At 39.5% G+C, this 17,361-nt stretch carries 13 protein-coding genes and 1 pseudogene; 7 read left to right on the forward strand and 7 right to left on the reverse strand.

The annotated features are described in order from the left end of the window. The first annotated feature begins 87 nt into the window (after nt 1–87). Nucleotides 88–717 carry a 7-carboxy-7-deazaguanine synthase QueE gene (locus A7A78_RS07320; protein ID WP_068761779.1) on the forward strand — a complete coding sequence of 210 codons (630 nt, stop codon included), beginning with the start codon at nt 88–90 and terminating at the stop codon, nt 715–717. 93 nt (nt 718–810) lie between these two features. Here the strand turns inward: A7A78_RS07320 and A7A78_RS07325 are convergent, their stop codons facing one another. Further along, nucleotides 811–1,353 (reverse strand): DUF2911 domain-containing protein, encoded by a 543-nt coding sequence (locus tag A7A78_RS07325; protein WP_068761780.1) that lies wholly within the window; start codon nt 1,351–1,353, stop codon nt 811–813. Between the two features lie 303 nt (nt 1,354–1,656). Here A7A78_RS07325 and gyrB point away from each other — a divergent pair, with 303 nt between their 5' ends. Together gyrB and mdh are read left to right on the forward strand one after the other, a co-directional pair. Beyond that, entirely contained in the window at nt 1,657–3,597 is a 1,941-nt protein-coding gene (gene gyrB / locus A7A78_RS07330) for a DNA topoisomerase (ATP-hydrolyzing) subunit B (RefSeq protein ID WP_068761781.1), read from the forward strand. 187 nt (nt 3,598–3,784) lie between these two features. Then, a complete protein-coding gene (gene mdh, locus A7A78_RS07335; protein WP_068761782.1) occupies nt 3,785–4,711 on the forward strand; it encodes a malate dehydrogenase in 927 nt (308 codons plus the stop codon). Between the two features lie 104 nt (nt 4,712–4,815). On the opposite strand, the gene A7A78_RS07340 is transcribed toward mdh, so the two are convergent. Further along, nucleotides 4,816–7,368, reverse strand: coding sequence for an adenosylcobalamin-dependent ribonucleoside-diphosphate reductase (locus A7A78_RS07340; protein ID WP_068761783.1), 2,553 nt, complete (start codon nt 7,366–7,368; stop codon nt 4,816–4,818). Between the two features lie 242 nt (nt 7,369–7,610). On the opposite strand from A7A78_RS07340, the gene A7A78_RS07345 reads away from it, so the two are divergent. Continuing rightward, nucleotides 7,611–8,267, forward strand: a complete 657-nt coding sequence (locus tag A7A78_RS07345) for a hypothetical protein (protein ID WP_068761784.1) — start codon at nt 7,611–7,613, stop codon at nt 8,265–8,267. A gap of 144 nt (nt 8,268–8,411) precedes the next feature. Beyond that, nucleotides 8,412–11,453 carry a protein translocase subunit SecDF gene (gene secDF, locus A7A78_RS07350; protein WP_068761785.1) on the forward strand — a complete coding sequence of 1,014 codons (3,042 nt, stop codon included), beginning with the start codon at nt 8,412–8,414 and terminating at the stop codon, nt 11,451–11,453. Nucleotides 11,454–11,533: 80 nt separating this feature from the next. On the opposite strand, the gene A7A78_RS07355 is transcribed toward secDF, so the two are convergent. From A7A78_RS07355 to folE, 5 genes are all read right to left on the reverse strand, one after another. Beyond that, nucleotides 11,534–12,031 (reverse strand): DUF192 domain-containing protein, encoded by a 498-nt coding sequence (locus tag A7A78_RS07355; RefSeq protein ID WP_068761820.1) that lies wholly within the window; start codon nt 12,029–12,031, stop codon nt 11,534–11,536. Nucleotides 12,032–12,059: 28 nt separating this feature from the next. Next, on the reverse strand, nt 12,060–13,004 hold the full coding sequence (lgt, locus tag A7A78_RS07360; protein ID WP_068761786.1) for a prolipoprotein diacylglyceryl transferase: 945 nt from the start codon (nt 13,002–13,004) through the stop codon (nt 12,060–12,062). 79 nt (nt 13,005–13,083) lie between these two features. Next, nucleotides 13,084–13,314 (reverse strand): membrane protein insertion efficiency factor YidD, encoded by a 231-nt coding sequence (yidD, locus tag A7A78_RS07365; protein ID WP_068761787.1) that lies wholly within the window; start codon nt 13,312–13,314, stop codon nt 13,084–13,086. Between the two features lie 7 nt (nt 13,315–13,321). Beyond that, on the reverse strand, nt 13,322–14,797 hold the full coding sequence (cysS, locus tag A7A78_RS07370; RefSeq protein ID WP_068761788.1) for a cysteine--tRNA ligase: 1,476 nt from the start codon (nt 14,795–14,797) through the stop codon (nt 13,322–13,324). Between the two features lie 37 nt (nt 14,798–14,834). After that, on the reverse strand, nt 14,835–15,512 hold the full coding sequence (gene folE, locus A7A78_RS07375; protein ID WP_068761789.1) for a GTP cyclohydrolase I FolE: 678 nt from the start codon (nt 15,510–15,512) through the stop codon (nt 14,835–14,837). A gap of 142 nt (nt 15,513–15,654) precedes the next feature. On the opposite strand from folE, the gene A7A78_RS07380 reads away from it, so the two are divergent. Continuing rightward, a complete protein-coding gene (locus A7A78_RS07380; protein ID WP_068761790.1) occupies nt 15,655–15,984 on the forward strand; it encodes a hypothetical protein in 330 nt (109 codons plus the stop codon). 34 nt (nt 15,985–16,018) lie between these two features. Beyond that, a pseudogene (locus tag A7A78_RS07385) lies at nt 16,019–17,361 on the forward strand (hypothetical protein); the annotation flags it as partial.

The following is a 17,361-nucleotide window of genomic DNA, read 5'->3' on the forward strand; positions in this document are numbered from 1 at the left end:
ACTTGCTTTTTTTGCACTTGTAATTTATTTGGAATTTGGTGCTTGTAATTTGGAATTTTCCCCAACAATTAAAGTAATTTTGCACCAATGAAAAAAGAAGTGCAGATTTTAGTTGACAAAGGAGTAATGCTCCCATTAATGGAGGAGTTTTACACCATTCAAGGGGAAGGATTTCACAAAGGAACGGCAGCCTATTTTATTCGCGTTGGTGGTTGCGATGTGGGCTGCCATTGGTGCGATGTAAAAGAAAGTTGGAATGCGGATTTGCATCCGCCAACAGCAATTGAAGCAATAGTTGAAAATGCGGCAAAACATTCAAAAACCATTGTAATTACTGGCGGTGAACCACTTACTTGGGATATGGGCCCGTTGACAGAAATGCTGAAGGAGCGTGGAATGCAAACGCATATTGAAACTTCCGGAGCCTACAAACTCACGGGAATCTGGGATTGGATTTGTCTTTCGCCTAAAAAAATGAAACTCCCAACGGAGGAAGTTTATAAAGCTGCGAATGAATTGAAAGTAATTGTTTTCAACAAAGACGATTTCCGTTTTGCGGAAGAACAGGCCGCTAAAGTTGGAGGGGATTGCATTCTTTATTTGCAACCAGAATGGAGCAAACGCGAAAAAATGAGCCCGTTGATTGTTGATTATGTAATGCAAAACCCAAAGTGGAAGGTTTCGTTGCAAACACACAAATATTTAAATATACCTTAAATTTAATTCCAAATAAAAAAACACCAAACTCCAATCAATTACTTTGGAATTTGGTGCTTGAAATTTGTTAATTGAAATTCCTTTTTAAAAAATTCAGACTTTTTTAAAGGGAATTTCCACATAATGGTCATCCCAACCAATCATCAAAACGGTTCCTTTACCATCCGTTTTAAAAATCATTGACAGAGATTCAATAGGCGCAACGGCTTGTTCACAGGGCACTGTAATTCGGGCTACATCTTTTTCTTTTTTATAGCTGAAAGCACCCCAAACATTGGTATCGCTGTTTATTATGATGGTCCAGTTATCTTCATCAGGAATTGTGTAAAGTGTGTAAGTTCCAGGTTTCAAAATTGTACTTCCAAGTTTTAGGGGAACATAAATATCTAGTTCTGTAGCTTCATTTGCGCCAGTGCGCCATACTTCGCCATAAGGTACCACGCCACCAAAAATATCACGTCCCTTTTTTTGTGGACGACTGTAGATAACTCTTGCCAAAGGCTGACTTTTTTTGTCAGGGCGTGCCATTGCAAGGTCCATTGGCGAAGCATCCATCTCTGGAAAATTCTGCGCTTGCAGGTTTTGAAAAGAGAAAATTGAAAGTGCAATAAAAAATATGGGAAGTAATTTTTTCATAAAAAAGCGTTTATTTAGGCGTAAAACATGTTTTACAATTTAGATGATTCTTTGAATATAAAGTCTAATCGAATTTAAAAAAATACTAAAATTTGTAAACTTAAAACGTAAAATAAGTCGAAAATAGTGCGCAACTATTACGCCAAAATCCCAATCTATTTTAAACACTCTCAAAAGCTGGGTTTTTTCACAGGAATTTGTTAATAACTTACGGCTTATAAAATACGCAAACCCTTAATTTTATTGGGGATTTGGTTATATTTGTTCGTTACGAAAAAAAATGAAAATCATTCAAAATAAAATATGAGCGAAGAACAGAAAAAAGGCGCTTATGGTGCCGACCAAATTCAGGCTTTGGAAGGAATGGAACACGTGCGTATGCGCCCATCCATGTATATTGGCGATGTTGGCGTGCGCGGTTTGCACCATTTGGTTTATGAAGTGGTCGATAACTCCATTGACGAGGCAATGGGCGGTTATTGTGACACGATTGAAATTTGGATAAACGAAGACAACTCAATAACCGTAAAAGATAACGGGCGTGGAATACCCGTAGATCTTCATAAAAAAGAAGGCGTTTCCGCACTTCAGGTTGTAATGACCAAAATTGGAGCAGGTGGAAAATTTGATAAAGATTCCTATAAAGTTTCTGGTGGTCTTCACGGGGTTGGGGTCTCAGTAGTGAATGCGCTTTCTGAACACTTAACTGCTACCGTGCACCGTGATGGTAAAGTTTGGCAACAAGAATACGAGCGTGGAAAGGCGATGTATCCTGTAAAGTCAATCGGGGAAACTGATTACCGTGGAACCATAGTTACCTTTAAGCCAGATCCGCAAATATTTCAGCAGTCGTTGGAATATAGTTATGACACGCTTGCCAGTAGAATGCGCGAGCTGTCTTTTTTGAATAAAGGAATTACTATCTATTTTACTGATAAAAGAGAAAAAGATGAAAACGGTGAATTTGTAACCGAAAAATTCCACAGTGAGGAAGGCTTAAAGGAATTTATCCGCTTTTTGGATGGAAACCGCGAGCCAATTATTGCTGATGTTATTGCAATGGAAGGTGAGAAAAACGATATTCCTGTTGAAGTTGCAATGGTGTATAACACTTCGTTTAACGAAAACTTACATTCCTACGTAAACAATATTAACACTCACGAAGGTGGAACGCATTTGGCCGGTTTTCGTGCAGGATTGACGCGTACTTTGAAAAAATATGCAGATGCTTCCGGTATGCTCGATAAGTTGAAGTTCGAAATTGCCGGTGATGATTTTCGTGAGGGATTGACCGCAATTATTTCGGTAAAAGTGCAGGAGCCCCAATTTGAAGGGCAAACAAAAACCAAATTGGGTAACCGCGAAGTTACTTCAGCGGTAAGCCAAGCGGTTTCTGAAATGCTCGAAAATTATTTGGAAGAACATCCCAACGATGCAAAAACTATTGTCCAAAAAGTAATTCTTGCAGCACAAGCAAGACACGCTGCTCGAAAAGCCCGCGAAATGGTACAGCGCAAAACCGTGATGAGCGGTGGTGGTTTGCCAGGAAAACTTTCAGATTGTTCCGAACAAGACCCAGAAAAATGCGAAGTATTCCTTGTGGAGGGAGATTCCGCAGGTGGAACTGCAAAACAAGGCCGTGATCGTAATTTTCAGGCTATTCTTCCCTTGCGTGGAAAAATCCTGAACGTGGAAAAAGCGATGCACCACAAGGTTTTTGAAAACGAGGAAATCCGAAATATTTATACCGCTTTAGGTGTAACCATCGGTACCGAAGAGGATAGCAAAGCCTTAAACCTTGAAAAATTGCGTTACCACAAAGTAGTGATTATGTGTGATGCGGATGTGGATGGTAGCCATATTGCAACGCTGATCCTTACTTTCTTTTTCCGCTATATGAAGGAATTGGTAGAAGCTGGTTGTGTTTATATTGCAACTCCGCCGCTTTATTTGGTGAAAAAGGGTGCCAAAAAAGAATATGCTTGGAGCGATAAGGAACGCGATGCCTTAAACGAACAATTTGGAGGAAGCGCAGCCATCCAGCGATACAAAGGTTTGGGTGAAATGAACGCCGAACAGCTTTGGGACACCACAATGAACCCAGAGTTTAGAACGCTTCGTCAGGTTACTATTGACAATGGCACCGAAGCAGATAGAATTTTCTCAATGCTTATGGGCGATGAGGTTCCACCGCGTCGTGAGTTTATTGAGAAGAATGCGGTTTATGCGAATATTGATGCGTAAGCAACTATAAATAGTTTGAAAAGCCCATTTCTGAAAAATTCTGAAATGGGCTTTTTAGTTTTTAACCCTTTATTATCATTATTTTAAGGAGATAATAGTACTTTTGCACAACATTCAGAAGTAATCTGAAAGTTTAAAAATCACTCCGAAATTTCTTCGGAATAACTATAAACCATAAACATTTAATATGAAAGTAACAGTTGTAGGAGCAGGTGCTGTTGGCGCAAGTTGCGCAGAGTACATTGCCATCAAGAATTTTGCAAGCGAAGTAGTTTTGTTGGACATTAAAGAAGGTTATGCCGAAGGAAAGGCGATGGACCTAATGCAAACCGCTTCATTAAACGGTTTCGACACTAAAATTACAGGTGTGACTAACGATTACTCTAAAACTGCAGGTAGCGATATTTGCGTAATCACCAGCGGAATTCCTCGTAAACCGGGAATGACTCGTGAAGAATTAATCGGCATCAATGCTGGAATCGTGAAAGATGTTTCTTCAAACCTTGTGAAAAATTCTCCTAAAACTATTATAATCGTTGTTAGCAACCCAATGGATACGATGGCCTATTTGGTTCATAAAACATCTGGGCTGGATAAAAATAAAATCATTGGAATGGGTGGAGCTTTGGACAGCGCTCGTTTCAAATACCGTTTGGCGGAAGCTTTGGACGCGCCAATCAGCGATGTGGACGGAATGGTAATCGGCGGTCACAGCGATACCGGAATGGTGCCGTTAACAAGATTGGCAACGCGCAATAGTGTTCCCGTAAGCAAATTCATTTCAGAAGAAAGATTGAACCAAGTAATGGAAGACACTAAAGTTGGCGGGGCAACGCTTACAAAACTTTTGGGAACTTCAGCTTGGTACGCTCCGGGAGCGGCAGTCTCTGCTTTGGTACAGGCAATTGCTTGCGACCAAAAGAAAATGTTCCCTTGTTCCGTAATGCTTGATGGCGAATATGGAATGAAGGATATCTGCATCGGTGCTCCAGTTATTTTGGGCAGAAACGGTATCGAAAAAATAGTAGAACTTGAATTGAACGATGCCGAAAAAGCACATATGAAAGAAAGTGCCGAAGGCGTTCGAAGCGTTAATGATTTGCTTGAATTGTAGTTTAAGTAAAATCTCTATAGAATTGAAAAAGCCGGCTCCCGAAACTTCGGGAGCCGGCTTTTTCTTTATAGAAATATTATTGTCAGTTCGAGCACAGTCGAGAGCTATCCACACTTGCTAGACCCACAATCCTTACAAGTCAAACAACCTTCTTGATAAATAAGCGAAGTACTATTACAGTTTTCACATTTCTGTTTTCTCGCTTCGGTTCCATCGGCAACGTAGCGTTTTAAGGCACGGGCAACGCCGTTTTTCCATGTGTTTATACTTTCACTATCCAATTGCAGGCTGTTGATTAATTCCACCGCTTTTTCAATTGGCATTCCGTGGCGCAGCGTGCTGGAAATCAGTTTTGCATAATTCCAAAACTCTGGGTTGAATTTATGCGAAAGCCCTTCAATAGTGGTTTTGTACCCTCTTTTGTTTTTGTACTGAAAATCGTAACGTGAAGTTCCGTCCTCGTTTCGGTTTTTAATAATTACTCCTTCATTTACCCAACGCGGAATCAAAATTCCATCTTCATCATCTGCAAAACCGGTAAAAATTTCATAGGGTTTTCCATCAATCAACCCGATAAAAGCAATCCATTTGTCTTTACTGTTTTGGAAACGGACCACGTCTGCCTCCAAAATTTCGGGGCGTTTTGTTGGGAAAGCAGTTAAGGTTTCATTGTCCTCTTCTTTCTTTTCTTCGTTTGAAATCAAAACCCCAGAGCGCGATCCATCACGATATACAGTTACGCCTTTGCATCCTGCTTGCCAAGCTTCCAAATAGAGCTTACCAACCAATTCTTCAGTGGCGTCTTCGGGCAAATTAATGGTCACGGAAATAGAGTGATCAACCCATTTTTGCACCGCGCCTTGCATGCGCACTTTGCTCATCCAGTCAACATCGTTTGAAGTTGCTTTGTAATACGGTGATTTCTTCACAATTTTGTTCAGTTCTTCCTGAGTGTAGTTTTTATTGGTGTCAATCCCGTTCGCATCCATCCATTGTTTAAAGCGGTGGTGAAAAACCACGTATTCTTCCCAGCTATCTCCCAATTCGTCCACAAAATCAACGCGCACGTTTTTATCATTCGGGTTCACTTTTCTTCTTCGTTTATAAACTGGAAGAAAAACAGGCTCGATGCCGGAAGTGGTTTGCGTCATCAAACTGGTAGTTCCTGTGGGTGCGATTGTCAATAATGCAATATTTCTTCTGCCGTATTCCAACATATCGTAATACAATTTTTCATCGGCTTCTTTTAGGCGAAGAATAAACGGATTGTTCTTTTCTCTTTCACTGTCAAAAATTGCAAATGCACCTCTCTCCTTTGCTGCATAAACCGAAGCGCGATACGCTTCCAAAGCCACTATTTTGTGTATTTCCACTGAAAAATCAATGCCTTCGGGGCTGCCGTATTTTATTCCCAAAGCAGCTAGCATATCGCCTTCTGCGGTAATGCCAATTCCGGTTCTTCGGCCTTCATTTGCTTTTGTTTGGATGTTTTTCCAAAGATTCCGTTCCACAGCTTTTATTTCATCAGCTTGCGGATCGGCATCTATTTTTGCGATGATTGCATCTACTTTTTCAAGTTCCAAATCGATTATATCGTCCATAATCCGTTGGGCGATAGCAATGTGTTTTTTGAAAAGATCAAAATTGAAGGAAGCTTTTTTCGTAAAAGGCTCTTCAACGTATGAAAACAAATTGATAGCCAACAAACGGCAGGAATCGTAGGGGCAAAGCGGAATTTCGCCACACGGATTTGTGGAAACGGTTTTGTAGCCCAAATCTGCATAACAATCCGGCACCGACTCGTTAATGATAGTATCCCAAAAAAGGATTCCCGGCTCGGCAGACTTCCAAGCGTTGTGCACTATTTTTTTCCAAAGTTTTCCAGCTTCAATTTCTTTTGAAAACTTAGGGTTTTCGCTGAAGATTGGATATTTCTGCGTATAGCTTTTGCCATCTTTTACGGCTTGCATAAACTTATCATCCATTCGCACAGAAACATTGGCTCCGGTCACTTTTCCCTGCTCCATTTTGGCGTCAATAAAATCTTCGGAATCTGGATGGTTTATTGAAACCGAAAGCATCAAAGCACCACGGCGACCGTCCTGCGCCACTTCACGGGTTGAGTTTGAATAACGCTCCATAAAAGGAACAATCCCAGTTGAGGTTAAAGCTGAATTTTTTACGGGAGAACCTTTTGGGCGAATGTGCGAAAGATCGTGCCCAACGCCACCGCGGCGTTTCATTAATTGAACCTGCTCTTGGTCTATTTTCATAATTCCGCCGTAAGAATCGGAATCACCGTCGTTACCAATTACGAAGCAGTTTGAAAGCGAAGCAATTTGATACGGATTGCCAATTCCAGCCATAGGGCTGCCTTGGGGTACAATGTATTTAAAGTCTTTGATGGCTTCAAAAACTTCGTCTTCAGTCATCGGATTTGCATAACGCTGTTCCACGCGCGCAATTTCTTTTGCGATGCGGCGGTGCATATCGTTCGGTGTTTTTTCATAAATATTGCCTTCGGAATCTTTCAGAGCATACTTGTTCACCCAAACTCGGGCGGCAAGATCATCACCTTTAAAATATTCAACAGAAGCATTGAAAGCTTCATCTTGTGTATAGGTTTTGGGGGCGGGGACGGTTGTTTTAATTTGCATATTCTGAAATGATTTTTGGTTGTTTTGAATTCGAAATTTAAAGTAGGTAAATATAACGAATTAGTAATGTTGATTTAAAATTTAAAAATTAAAGTTGTCAAGAAAATATTGTTAATATGCTTATATCCAATTGAATAAAAATTTATCAACAGTAAAAAGTTGACAAATTTTGAAAATAATATTGTTTAGCTGAAGAATTGTTATTTAAGAAATGTTTTCTAAAGATTTTTGCAGATTATGGAATGACTTTAGAAATAAACCCTTTATTTTTTTATATTTGGCGCGTGAACTGGAGATGGTATTTTACGGGAATAATTGTTGCGCTAGCTTTTTTTGGGATAAGCATAGAACAATCTGCCGTGCCCAATCAAGAGATTGTGGTTCAGTTCAGTGCCGATTCCATAAGTGCCGATGAGGCGCAGCAGGCTATTTCTGAAATCACGAGCCAGTTAAAAACCATTGGTGTTGCCGATGTGCAAATCTCGAAATTGCTTGACGGAAAGCTGAAAGTGACGTATTACAGCACAATTGATGTAGCCGTAATAAAGAATTTATTTCAGAAACAGAACAAACTTCACTTTGGTGATACGGCATTTAATAAAAAGGACACTTCTTCAAAAATTCCTTTCAGCAGTGATTCCAACACCTATAAATTAGACGTAATTAAAATCCAAAAGGATTTTGGTTCAGATTTAGGGCTTCATGGTTTTCCGGTAGAGTTAAAGAGCGCCAAAGATCAATTTTTAAACCCATATGTATCTTTAAGGGCTTCGGAAACTGACTTCGTTTTCAAACAAGGTTTTGAAAGGGTTGTTTTTAAGAACTACCGAGACGCTTCACTTTTAATTGATAACGCTTCGCATAAAATTCCTGAGGTAAGGGCTGGGCCTTTGTCTTAAAGGAAATTCTTCGCAAAAAAAGTTTCGGTTTTTCAAATTCCGAAGCCAAAAAAATTAATTTTTAAATAACCACGATAATTGTCAGATATAACAGCAAATCATATATTTGCCCGTTTTTAAAAAATCTGACCAAAAACATATATCATGCAAAACAAAGGACTAATTACCATATTTGCCATCCTTTTTGGATTGGTGAGTATTTACCAGCTCTCTTTTACGTTTGTTGCGAACAAAGTAGAAGACAGTGCCAAAGAATTTGCCAACAGCAAATTTTCTGCAGAGCAACCTCATGAAAGAGACAATGCGGAAGCTCGTTATCTAGATTCTGTTGGTAACAATACCGTATTTTTAGGAATTGACTACAATACCGCTAAGGAGAAAGAGCTGAACAAAGGGCTTGACCTTAAAGGTGGTATCAACGTTATTCTTGAGGTTTCTGTGAAAGACATTTTAAAAGGTCTTGCAAACAACACCAAGGATCCTGCATTTAACCAAGCTTTGGAAAATGCTACTGAACTTCAAAAAGATTCGCAGGAGACTTACTTGGAATCCTTCTTCAAGGCATTTGAAGCACTTCCGGGTGAAAACGAGCTTGCTTCGTCTGATATTTTCTTCAATAAAAACCTTGAGGATGTTATTGATCAAGGAATGTCAAATGACCAAGTAAAGCCAATTATCCAAAAGAAAATTGATGAGTCTATTACTTCTGCCTTTGAGGTTTTAAGAAAGCGTATTGATAAATTTGGAGTTACCCAACCAAACATTCAGCGTTTGGGAAAATCTGCAAGAATTCTTGTGGAACTTCCGGGAGCGAAAGATGTGGACAGGGTGAGAAAATTGCTTCAAAGTACCGCGCAACTTGAATTTTGGTACGTTTATAAATTTGAGGAAATGGCAGGTTTCCTTCAAGCTGCCGATACTAAAGCAGGTGAAATTGCAATGGCAAAATCTGCTCCTGAAACAACACAGGTTTCCGATACAACAAAAACAGTTACTGATACTACCAAAACTGAAGATGATGACGTTAGCAAATTGTTGGGTGGCCAAGATGTAAAAGATTCGCTTGCCAATGATAACAAGTCGAACCCAATACTTTCCAAAATGGTTTCATTGGGAAGCCAAGGCGGTCCGGTGATTGCTACTTTCAGATTAAAGGATACGGCAGACATCAATAGTTATTTGCGCAATCCGCAAATAAAATCATTGTTGCCAAACGAACTCCGTTTTGCAAAGTTTATGTGGGGATTGCCAGAAAGCAACCCACAACTTAATGGTGAAGAGGTTACAGCATTATATGCTATAAAAAGTGAAAAGGATGGCCTTCCTCCACTTGGCGGAAGTGTGGTTGTAGATGCTAGACAAGAGTTTGACAATATGAGCCGCGTCGTGGTTTCTATGCAAATGAACGGTCAAGGCGCCAAAGTTTGGGAACAAATGACGGGCGATGCATACCAAAACCAAAGCCAGATCGCTATTGTTCTTGATAACATTGTTTATTCTGCTCCTGGCGTTACTTCCGGCCCAATTGCAGGTGGTCGTAGCCAAATTTCTGGAAACTTTACTGTGCCGCAAGGGCAGGATTTAGCCAATGTATTGCGTGCGGGTAAATTGCCTGCTTCTGCAGAAATTATTCAAGGTGAAGTTGTAGGGCCAACTTTGGGCCACGAAGCAATAAGCAGTGGTATAATGTCCTTTATGATTGCACTTGTAATCGTTCTTTTATGGATGATTGGCTATTATGGCAAAGCAGGCGTGTTTGCTGATATTGCTTTGTTGGTAAACATTCTGTTTATCTTCGGAATATTAGCGGGACTTGGTGCGGTACTTACGTTACCTGGTATTGCCGGTATTGTATTGACTATAGGTATGTCTGTGGATGCGAACGTACTTATCTTTGAGAGAATTAAGGAAGAGCTCGCAAAAGGGAAGGCACAGAAAGACGCCATTAAAGATGGTTTCAACAATGCGTTGTCCTCAATTCTGGATGCAAACATTACAACTGGTTTAACAGGTTTGATTCTTTTGGTATTCGGAACTGGACCAATTCAAGGTTTTGCTACTACCTTATTAATAGGTATTGCAACTTCGTTGTTTACTGCAATATTCATTACAAGATTGTTTATTGACAGCTATACCAAAAATGGAAAGTCTTTGCCATGTTCAACTTCTTTTACAAAGAATCTTTTCAAGAATGTTAGTATCGAATTCTTGAGAAAACGTAAAATTGCGTATGTGTTTTCCGGAATTATGATATTGATAAGTCTTGGTTCTTTGTTCACAATTGGACTTAACCAAGGTGTTGATTTCGTGGGTGGACGCACCTACACCGTTCGTTTTGCGAAAGATGTAAATTCACAGGAAGTTCAAGACAATCTTATTAAAACCTTTGGAAGTGCCGAGGCAAAAACATACGGTGGCGACAATCAGTTAAAGATTACAACCAAATATAAAGTTGACGAGACTGGAACTGATGTTGACGAAGAAATAGAGCATATGCTTTTTGAAACCGTTAAAAAGGATATGCCGGCAGATATGACCTATGAAGACTTTGTGGGCGATCGCGAAGGAAAAACCATTGGTAGAATGGAATATTACAAAGTGAGTCCTACCATTGCAGATGATATTAAGAAAGACTCTTTCTGGGCAGTATTTGGCTCTTTGGTTGTGGTTTTCCTTTATATATTGTTGCGCTTTAGAAGATGGCAGTTCAGTTTGGGTGCGGTTGCGGCCGTATTCCACGACGTGCTTATTGTGCTTGGGGTATTCTCTTTAACATATAAGTTTATGCCTTTCAGCATGGAGATTGACCAAGCCTTTATCGCGGCGATTCTTACCGTAATTGGTTACTCGCTGAATGATACGGTAATTGTGTTTGACCGTATTCGTGAATATTTCGGCGAGCATCCAAGCTGGAAAATGAACCGTATTATTGACGTAGCTTTAAGCAGCACCTTGGGAAGAACCTTGAATACCTCATTCACCACGCTTATCGTGTTGTTGTGTATGTTCTTCTTCGGGGCAGAATCCATTCGCGGATTGTTGTTTGCGATTATCGTTGGTATTGTTGTGGGTACATATTCATCGTTGTTCATTGCAACACCAATTATGTATGATACCGTGAAACGCAAAAAAGTTGAGGATTTGATCGATAAAAAAGAAGAGGACGAAGTTGCATTAGAAGCGTAGTTTCCCTTTCTTCGGAAGAAATAAAAAAGCCCTTTCCAAATTTGGAAAGGGCTTTTTGTTTTGTCAAATTTTTGAAATGCTTACTTGTTTTCTGAAAATTGGAACGTATCGCCTTTTTGAAGTTTCCAAGTGTCGGTAAGGCCTGCGTTCACTTCCAAAACATATTGCGAAACATCCTCGGAAGGCAACGAAGTTTCGTCAAAAGGCTGCGCGTTTTTTTGGATGCTCACCAACTTTTTTTCAGAATCGAAATAAATTATATCCAACGGAATCTCAGTATTTTTCATATAAAAAGACCTGCGCTGCGAATTGTTGAACACAAAAAGCATCCCTTGGTTTTCAGCCATGGAATGGCGGTACATTAAGCCAGTTTCGGTTGAATATTCGTCATCGGCAATTTCAATATCAAGGGTTGCTACTATTGAATCGTTTGAGCTTTTCATTAAGGTCAATTCGCCTTCCTTCGTAAAAGTAATTTCTTTGGTTAGGCTTTTATTTTCCGAAGTTTTATTGTCTTTGCAATTGCTTAAGGAGAAAAGTGAAGCCAAAAGCAAAGCGGAAATAAATATTTTTTTCATTCTTGAAAAGTTTAAAATATTGGGAATACTAAATTTCCCCATCGGGGGTTAGGGGGCTTTTTTTTGAAGCTTTCCACATAATGTAAATTCCTGCGATTATAAAAGGAATGCTGAGCCATTGTCCTGTTGAAAGCAATCCAAGCGCAGATTCAAACCCGCCTTGGCTTTCCTTTACATATTCCACCAAAAAACGAACCATAAAAAGAAGAATCAGAAAAACCCCGAAAATGTAACCAATCTGTTTTCTGCGTTCCGTTTTCCAGTATAAATACCAACAAACCAAAAATACAATCACATAACCAGCTGCTTCGTAAAGCTGCGCCGGATGACGAAAGGGAACGGAGTTCAACAATTCCGAAAACTGTGGATTGTGTACAATAGCATCATAAGCTTTGCTAGGTTCTTTAATTCCTGTAGCGTTAACGGCATCTTGTTTGCGAATGCCTTCATGCACAAACCGTACGCCAAGGGGAAACTCTCCTGAGATTTTCCCAATAATTTCAGAATTCATAAAATTCCCAATTCGTACAAAAATTCCTCCTGCAGCTACTGCGATGACAATGCGATCCATAATCCAAAGAAATGGTTTCTTGATTACGTTTTTAGTATAAAAATACATCGCAATCAAAATAGCAATGGCAGCACCATGGCTTGCCAAACCTTGGAAGCCTGTAAATTCAAATTCAGGTTTGGTTTGTATTGGCAGAAAAACCGAAAGCGGATCGTCCACAAAAAGCTCGGGCTGGTAAAAAATAACATGCCCTAAACGCGCGCCAACCAAGGTGGCAACAACCATATAGATAAAGAGGCTGTCCAATTTTTCCTGGGGTTGTCCTTCACGTTCAAAAATCTTTTTGGTTAAAATCCAACCTAATGTAAACGCTACCACAAACATCAAGCTGTAATAACGGATCATAAAAAAACCAAGGTCAATCCCTTCAGAAGGGTTCCAGGTAAAACTTAAATAGTGCATAGCGGAGTTTTTATTGAGCAGCGTAAAGATAACAAAAGCGAAAAAGTATAGCGGAACAATTGTTTCATTTGTCTGTAATTTATTTTTTTGGCGGAACGGGATCATAACCAGAACCGCCCCAAGGATTGCAGCTTGCTATCCGTTTTGCGGCAAGCCAGCCGCCTTTCAACAAGCCGTGGGTTTGTAATGCTTCAACTGCATAATGCGAACAGGTGGGCGTGTAGCGACAGCTTGAAGGCAATAATGGTGAAATAAAATTTTGATACCCTCTTATTAATAAAACAAAAGGATATGTAAGTATGTTTTTCACGTAAAAATTAATTTAATGAAAAAGTAGTTCCGTCTTTCCCATCTTTCAGTTGAATTCCCTTTGCTGAAAGTTCGTCGCGAATTTTATCGCTCATCGCGAAATCTTTATTGGCGCGGGCTTGGTTTCTCAACTGAATAAGAAGTTCCACCGCAGCCGAAAGTTTTTCGCCATCCTGTGAATTTTCTGAAACACTGTCTTCCAGTCCCAAAACATCGAAAAGAAAATCATCCATCGTTTGCTTCAGCAATTCCAAATCTTTTTCAGAAATGGTTTCTTTTTCTTCTTTTAAGGAATTTACAAATTTTACTGCTTCAAAAAGATGTGCTATCAAAATCGGACTGTTGAAATCATCATTCATGGCATCATAACATGCTTTTCGCCAGCTTTCAATATCTAAGCTGCTTTTTTCCGAAGCAACAATATCTTTTAATATTCTTTGTGCATCCATCAACCGATTAAATCCTTTTTCGGAAGCTTCCAAAGCATCATTGCTGAAATCCAAAATACTTCTGTAATGCGCTTGGTACATAAAGAATTTAGTAACAGTAGGAGAGAACGGCTTGCTCAAAATATCGTTTTCACCAGAAAACATTTCATTCGGGAGAATAAAATTTCCGGTGGATTTTGACATTTTTTTGCCATTCAACGTAAGCATATTTGCATGCATCCAATAATTTACTGGCGAAGTGTGGTTACAGGCTTCAGCTTGTGCAATCTCGCATTCGTGGTGTGGAAATTTAAGATCCATTCCACCGCCGTGAATGTCAAAGTTATTGCCCAAATATTTTGTACTCATTGCAGTACATTCCAAATGCCACCCGGGGAAACCTTCACTCCAGGGTGATGGCCAGCGCATAATGTGTTGCGGTTCGGCTTTTTTCCAAAGGGCAAAATCCTGAGGGTTTTTCTTATCGGTCTGTGCGGAAAGTTCGCGGGTGTTGGCAATCATATCTTCTAGCTTTCTTCCGCTTAATTTTCCGTAGTTGTTGGATTCGTTGAATTTGAGGACGTCAAAATAAACAGAGCCGTTCTTTTCATAGGCAAAACCCTCTTCAATTATTTTTTCGACTATGTGGATTTGTTCGTAGATATGTCCGGTAGCAGTTGGTTCAATACTTGGAGGCAAAGCGTTAAATTTTGCCATAGTCGTGTGAAAATCCACAGTGTATTTTTGCACCACTTCCATCGGTTCCAATTGCTCAATTCGGGCTTTTTTCAGAATTGGATCGTCACCACTTTCACCGTCGTTTTCCAAATGGCCGGCATCGGTAATGTTGCGTACGTAGCGCACTTTATAGCCCAAATGTTTTAAATAGCGAAAAACCAAATCAAAAGAAAGAAAGGTGCGGCAATTTCCCAAATGCACATTGCTATAAACCGTGGGGCCGCAAACGTACATTCCCACTGCGCCTTCGTGAATTGGAGTGAATTTTTCTTTACTTTTTGAAAGTGAATTGTATATATAAAGATCTTGTTGTTTCAATTTTTGGAATTTGGTATTTGAAATTTGGATTTTTCGATTAAAACTCAGTATCCAGTTTTATATAATCTAAAAATTCACGGCGGGTTTCCGAATTTTTAAATGCGCCACCAAACTCGCTTGTTACGGTACTACTGTCAATATCGCGAATTCCTCGGGAGTTTACGCAGAGGTGCTTGGCGTCAATTACACAGGCAACGTCTTCCGTATTCAGAACTTGTTGCAGTTCTTTCACAATTTGCATTGTCAATCTTTCCTGAACCTGTGGACGCTTTGCATAATAGTCAACAATCCGGTTCATTTTTGAAAGCCCAACCACGGAACCGTTGGAAATATAGGCAATATGTGCTTTCCCGACAATGGGAAGTAAATGGTGCTCGCAGGTAGAGTAGAGGGTTATGTTCTTTTCTACCAGCATTTCTTGATATTTATATTTATTCTCAAAAGTGGAAGCTTTTGGCCGTCTGTCTGGGTGGAGCCCACCAAAAATTTCCTGTACAAACATTTTTGCAACTCGGGTAGGGGTGCCTTTTAAGCTGTCGTCAGTAAGATCGAGACCTAAAGTGTGCATAATGTTTTGAATGTCTTTTTTGATACTTGCAATCTTTTCAATATCGCTAAGCTCAAAGGCATCAGTGCGCATGGGCGTTTCCGTGGAACTGCCAATGTGGTCATTGCCCATCGCTTCTATGTCTTTAAGTTGTTTTTCTAAATCCATCTATTAAAATCTTCTTATTCAGGCCTGCAAAGATACGCAATAGCATTTAGGTTTTGAAAACTGAAACTTCTTATTTTAAGAACCATAAACTATACATTTTCATAAAATTTTCTTAATTTTCGCAAAAAATTATTTAATTGTTATGAAGAACCTACTTGTAATTATTGCTATTCTTTTTGTTTCACTTACTTACGGTCAAAAAAATGAAGCCTCAAAATATGGAGACTTAATTTCAATGGAGCCTTCCGAAGTTGCTGCCAGTGCTATATTGAGCATAAACTTTTTAGAAGCGAATACTTTGAAATATACCATTTCGAAAAATAACGAAGTGCTTTTTACGAAAGAAATAGAAAAAAATGAAGGGGCTCAAATGATGAAATTCGACCTTTCTTTTTTAGAAAAAGGCAGATATGAAATCCGCTTTTTTGTTGAAAATAATGAAGTGAAAAAAATTCCCTTCAAAAAAATATGATTAACCGCACCTAAATACTATTAACATCCCCTCAATGAAAAAACTAATACTTTTATTTGCCTTTTTACTAGTTTTGATCCCTACCGCAAAAGCCCAAGTTTGCGATATTTTAATACCAATTTGTACCAGTCAGGACGGGCTTAACAATAATGCGATAGACCCTTCACCAATTACCATCGCCACTACCTGCCAAACTTTGCAGGGCACCCGGACCGCATGGTACCGTTTGGCCATTATTCAGGCCACAAATTTCACATTCCAAATTGAGCCAACAGGAAATATTGATTATGATTTTGCGGTATATGTGAATGCAGATTGTAATAACTTGGGAGTTGCAGACAGGGCAAGTTATGACGCTCCCTCTGCCGGCGAATATGATACAGGTTTAAACCTTACATCCACTGATTTATGTGAAACTGCTTTGGGCGATGGGCAGGTTCAATTTATAAGTTTAGTTCCTGGAGATGAAGTTATAATTGTCGTTGATAGATTTTCAGCTACTCCCGATACATTCGATTTAACATTTGGAGACCCCGATGCTTTTGACTGTTCCATAGTGCAAACCGATGTTTGTGATGGAGACACTGTAACACTTGATGCTACAGACCCTATGGCAAATAATTATATTTGGGAGTATGATGATTTAATGGGAGGTGGATTTGTTCAAATTTATAATGGAAACTTCCCTACAATTAATGTAACACAAACAGGAAATTATAAAGCTAGAATACAATTTGCAGGAGGAGGGGAGAATGTTAGGTTCTTTAACATGGTTTTTCATCCCCAGCCAGTTATTGCTAGTCCACCCCTGGATCTTTCCATATGTGATGACGGTACAAATGCAGGTATTTTCGACTTAACCGAAAATGATGATGATGTTCGGGGCGGACAAGACCCGCTATTTAATATAACCTATCATCACAGCGCATTGGAAGCTTCAACAGGTGCAAATCCTATTATTCCAGCAAATGCTTACCCTATAGTAGGTACTTCTGAAACTATATGGGTTCGAATTGAAGAACCTACAGGCACTTGTTTTGCTATTGATTCTTTTCAAATTACCTATGCCGCGGCTACTGCAACAGCTCCTGCAAGTCCTCATTATGTTTGTGATTTAGGGGGGAATGGGCAAGAGTCTATTAATCTAAATACCACATTTGACGCAATTATTCTAAATGGTCAAAATCCTTTACAATATACAGTTACATACCATAGTAATCCAGCTGACGCACTTTCTGGAAATAACCCCTTGTCACAACCCTATATAGTTACAGGTTCTGTATTTATTTTTGCTAGAGTGGAAAGCAATACTGTTTCAAGCTGCTTCGCTACTACTCAGTTTAATCTTGTATTAGCGCCCCAGCCAATAGCGAACCC

Origin of the sequence: Aequorivita soesokkakensis, from assembly GCF_001641085.1 — a bacterium.
Lineage (GTDB): Bacteria > Bacteroidota > Bacteroidia > Flavobacteriales > Flavobacteriaceae > Aequorivita > Aequorivita soesokkakensis.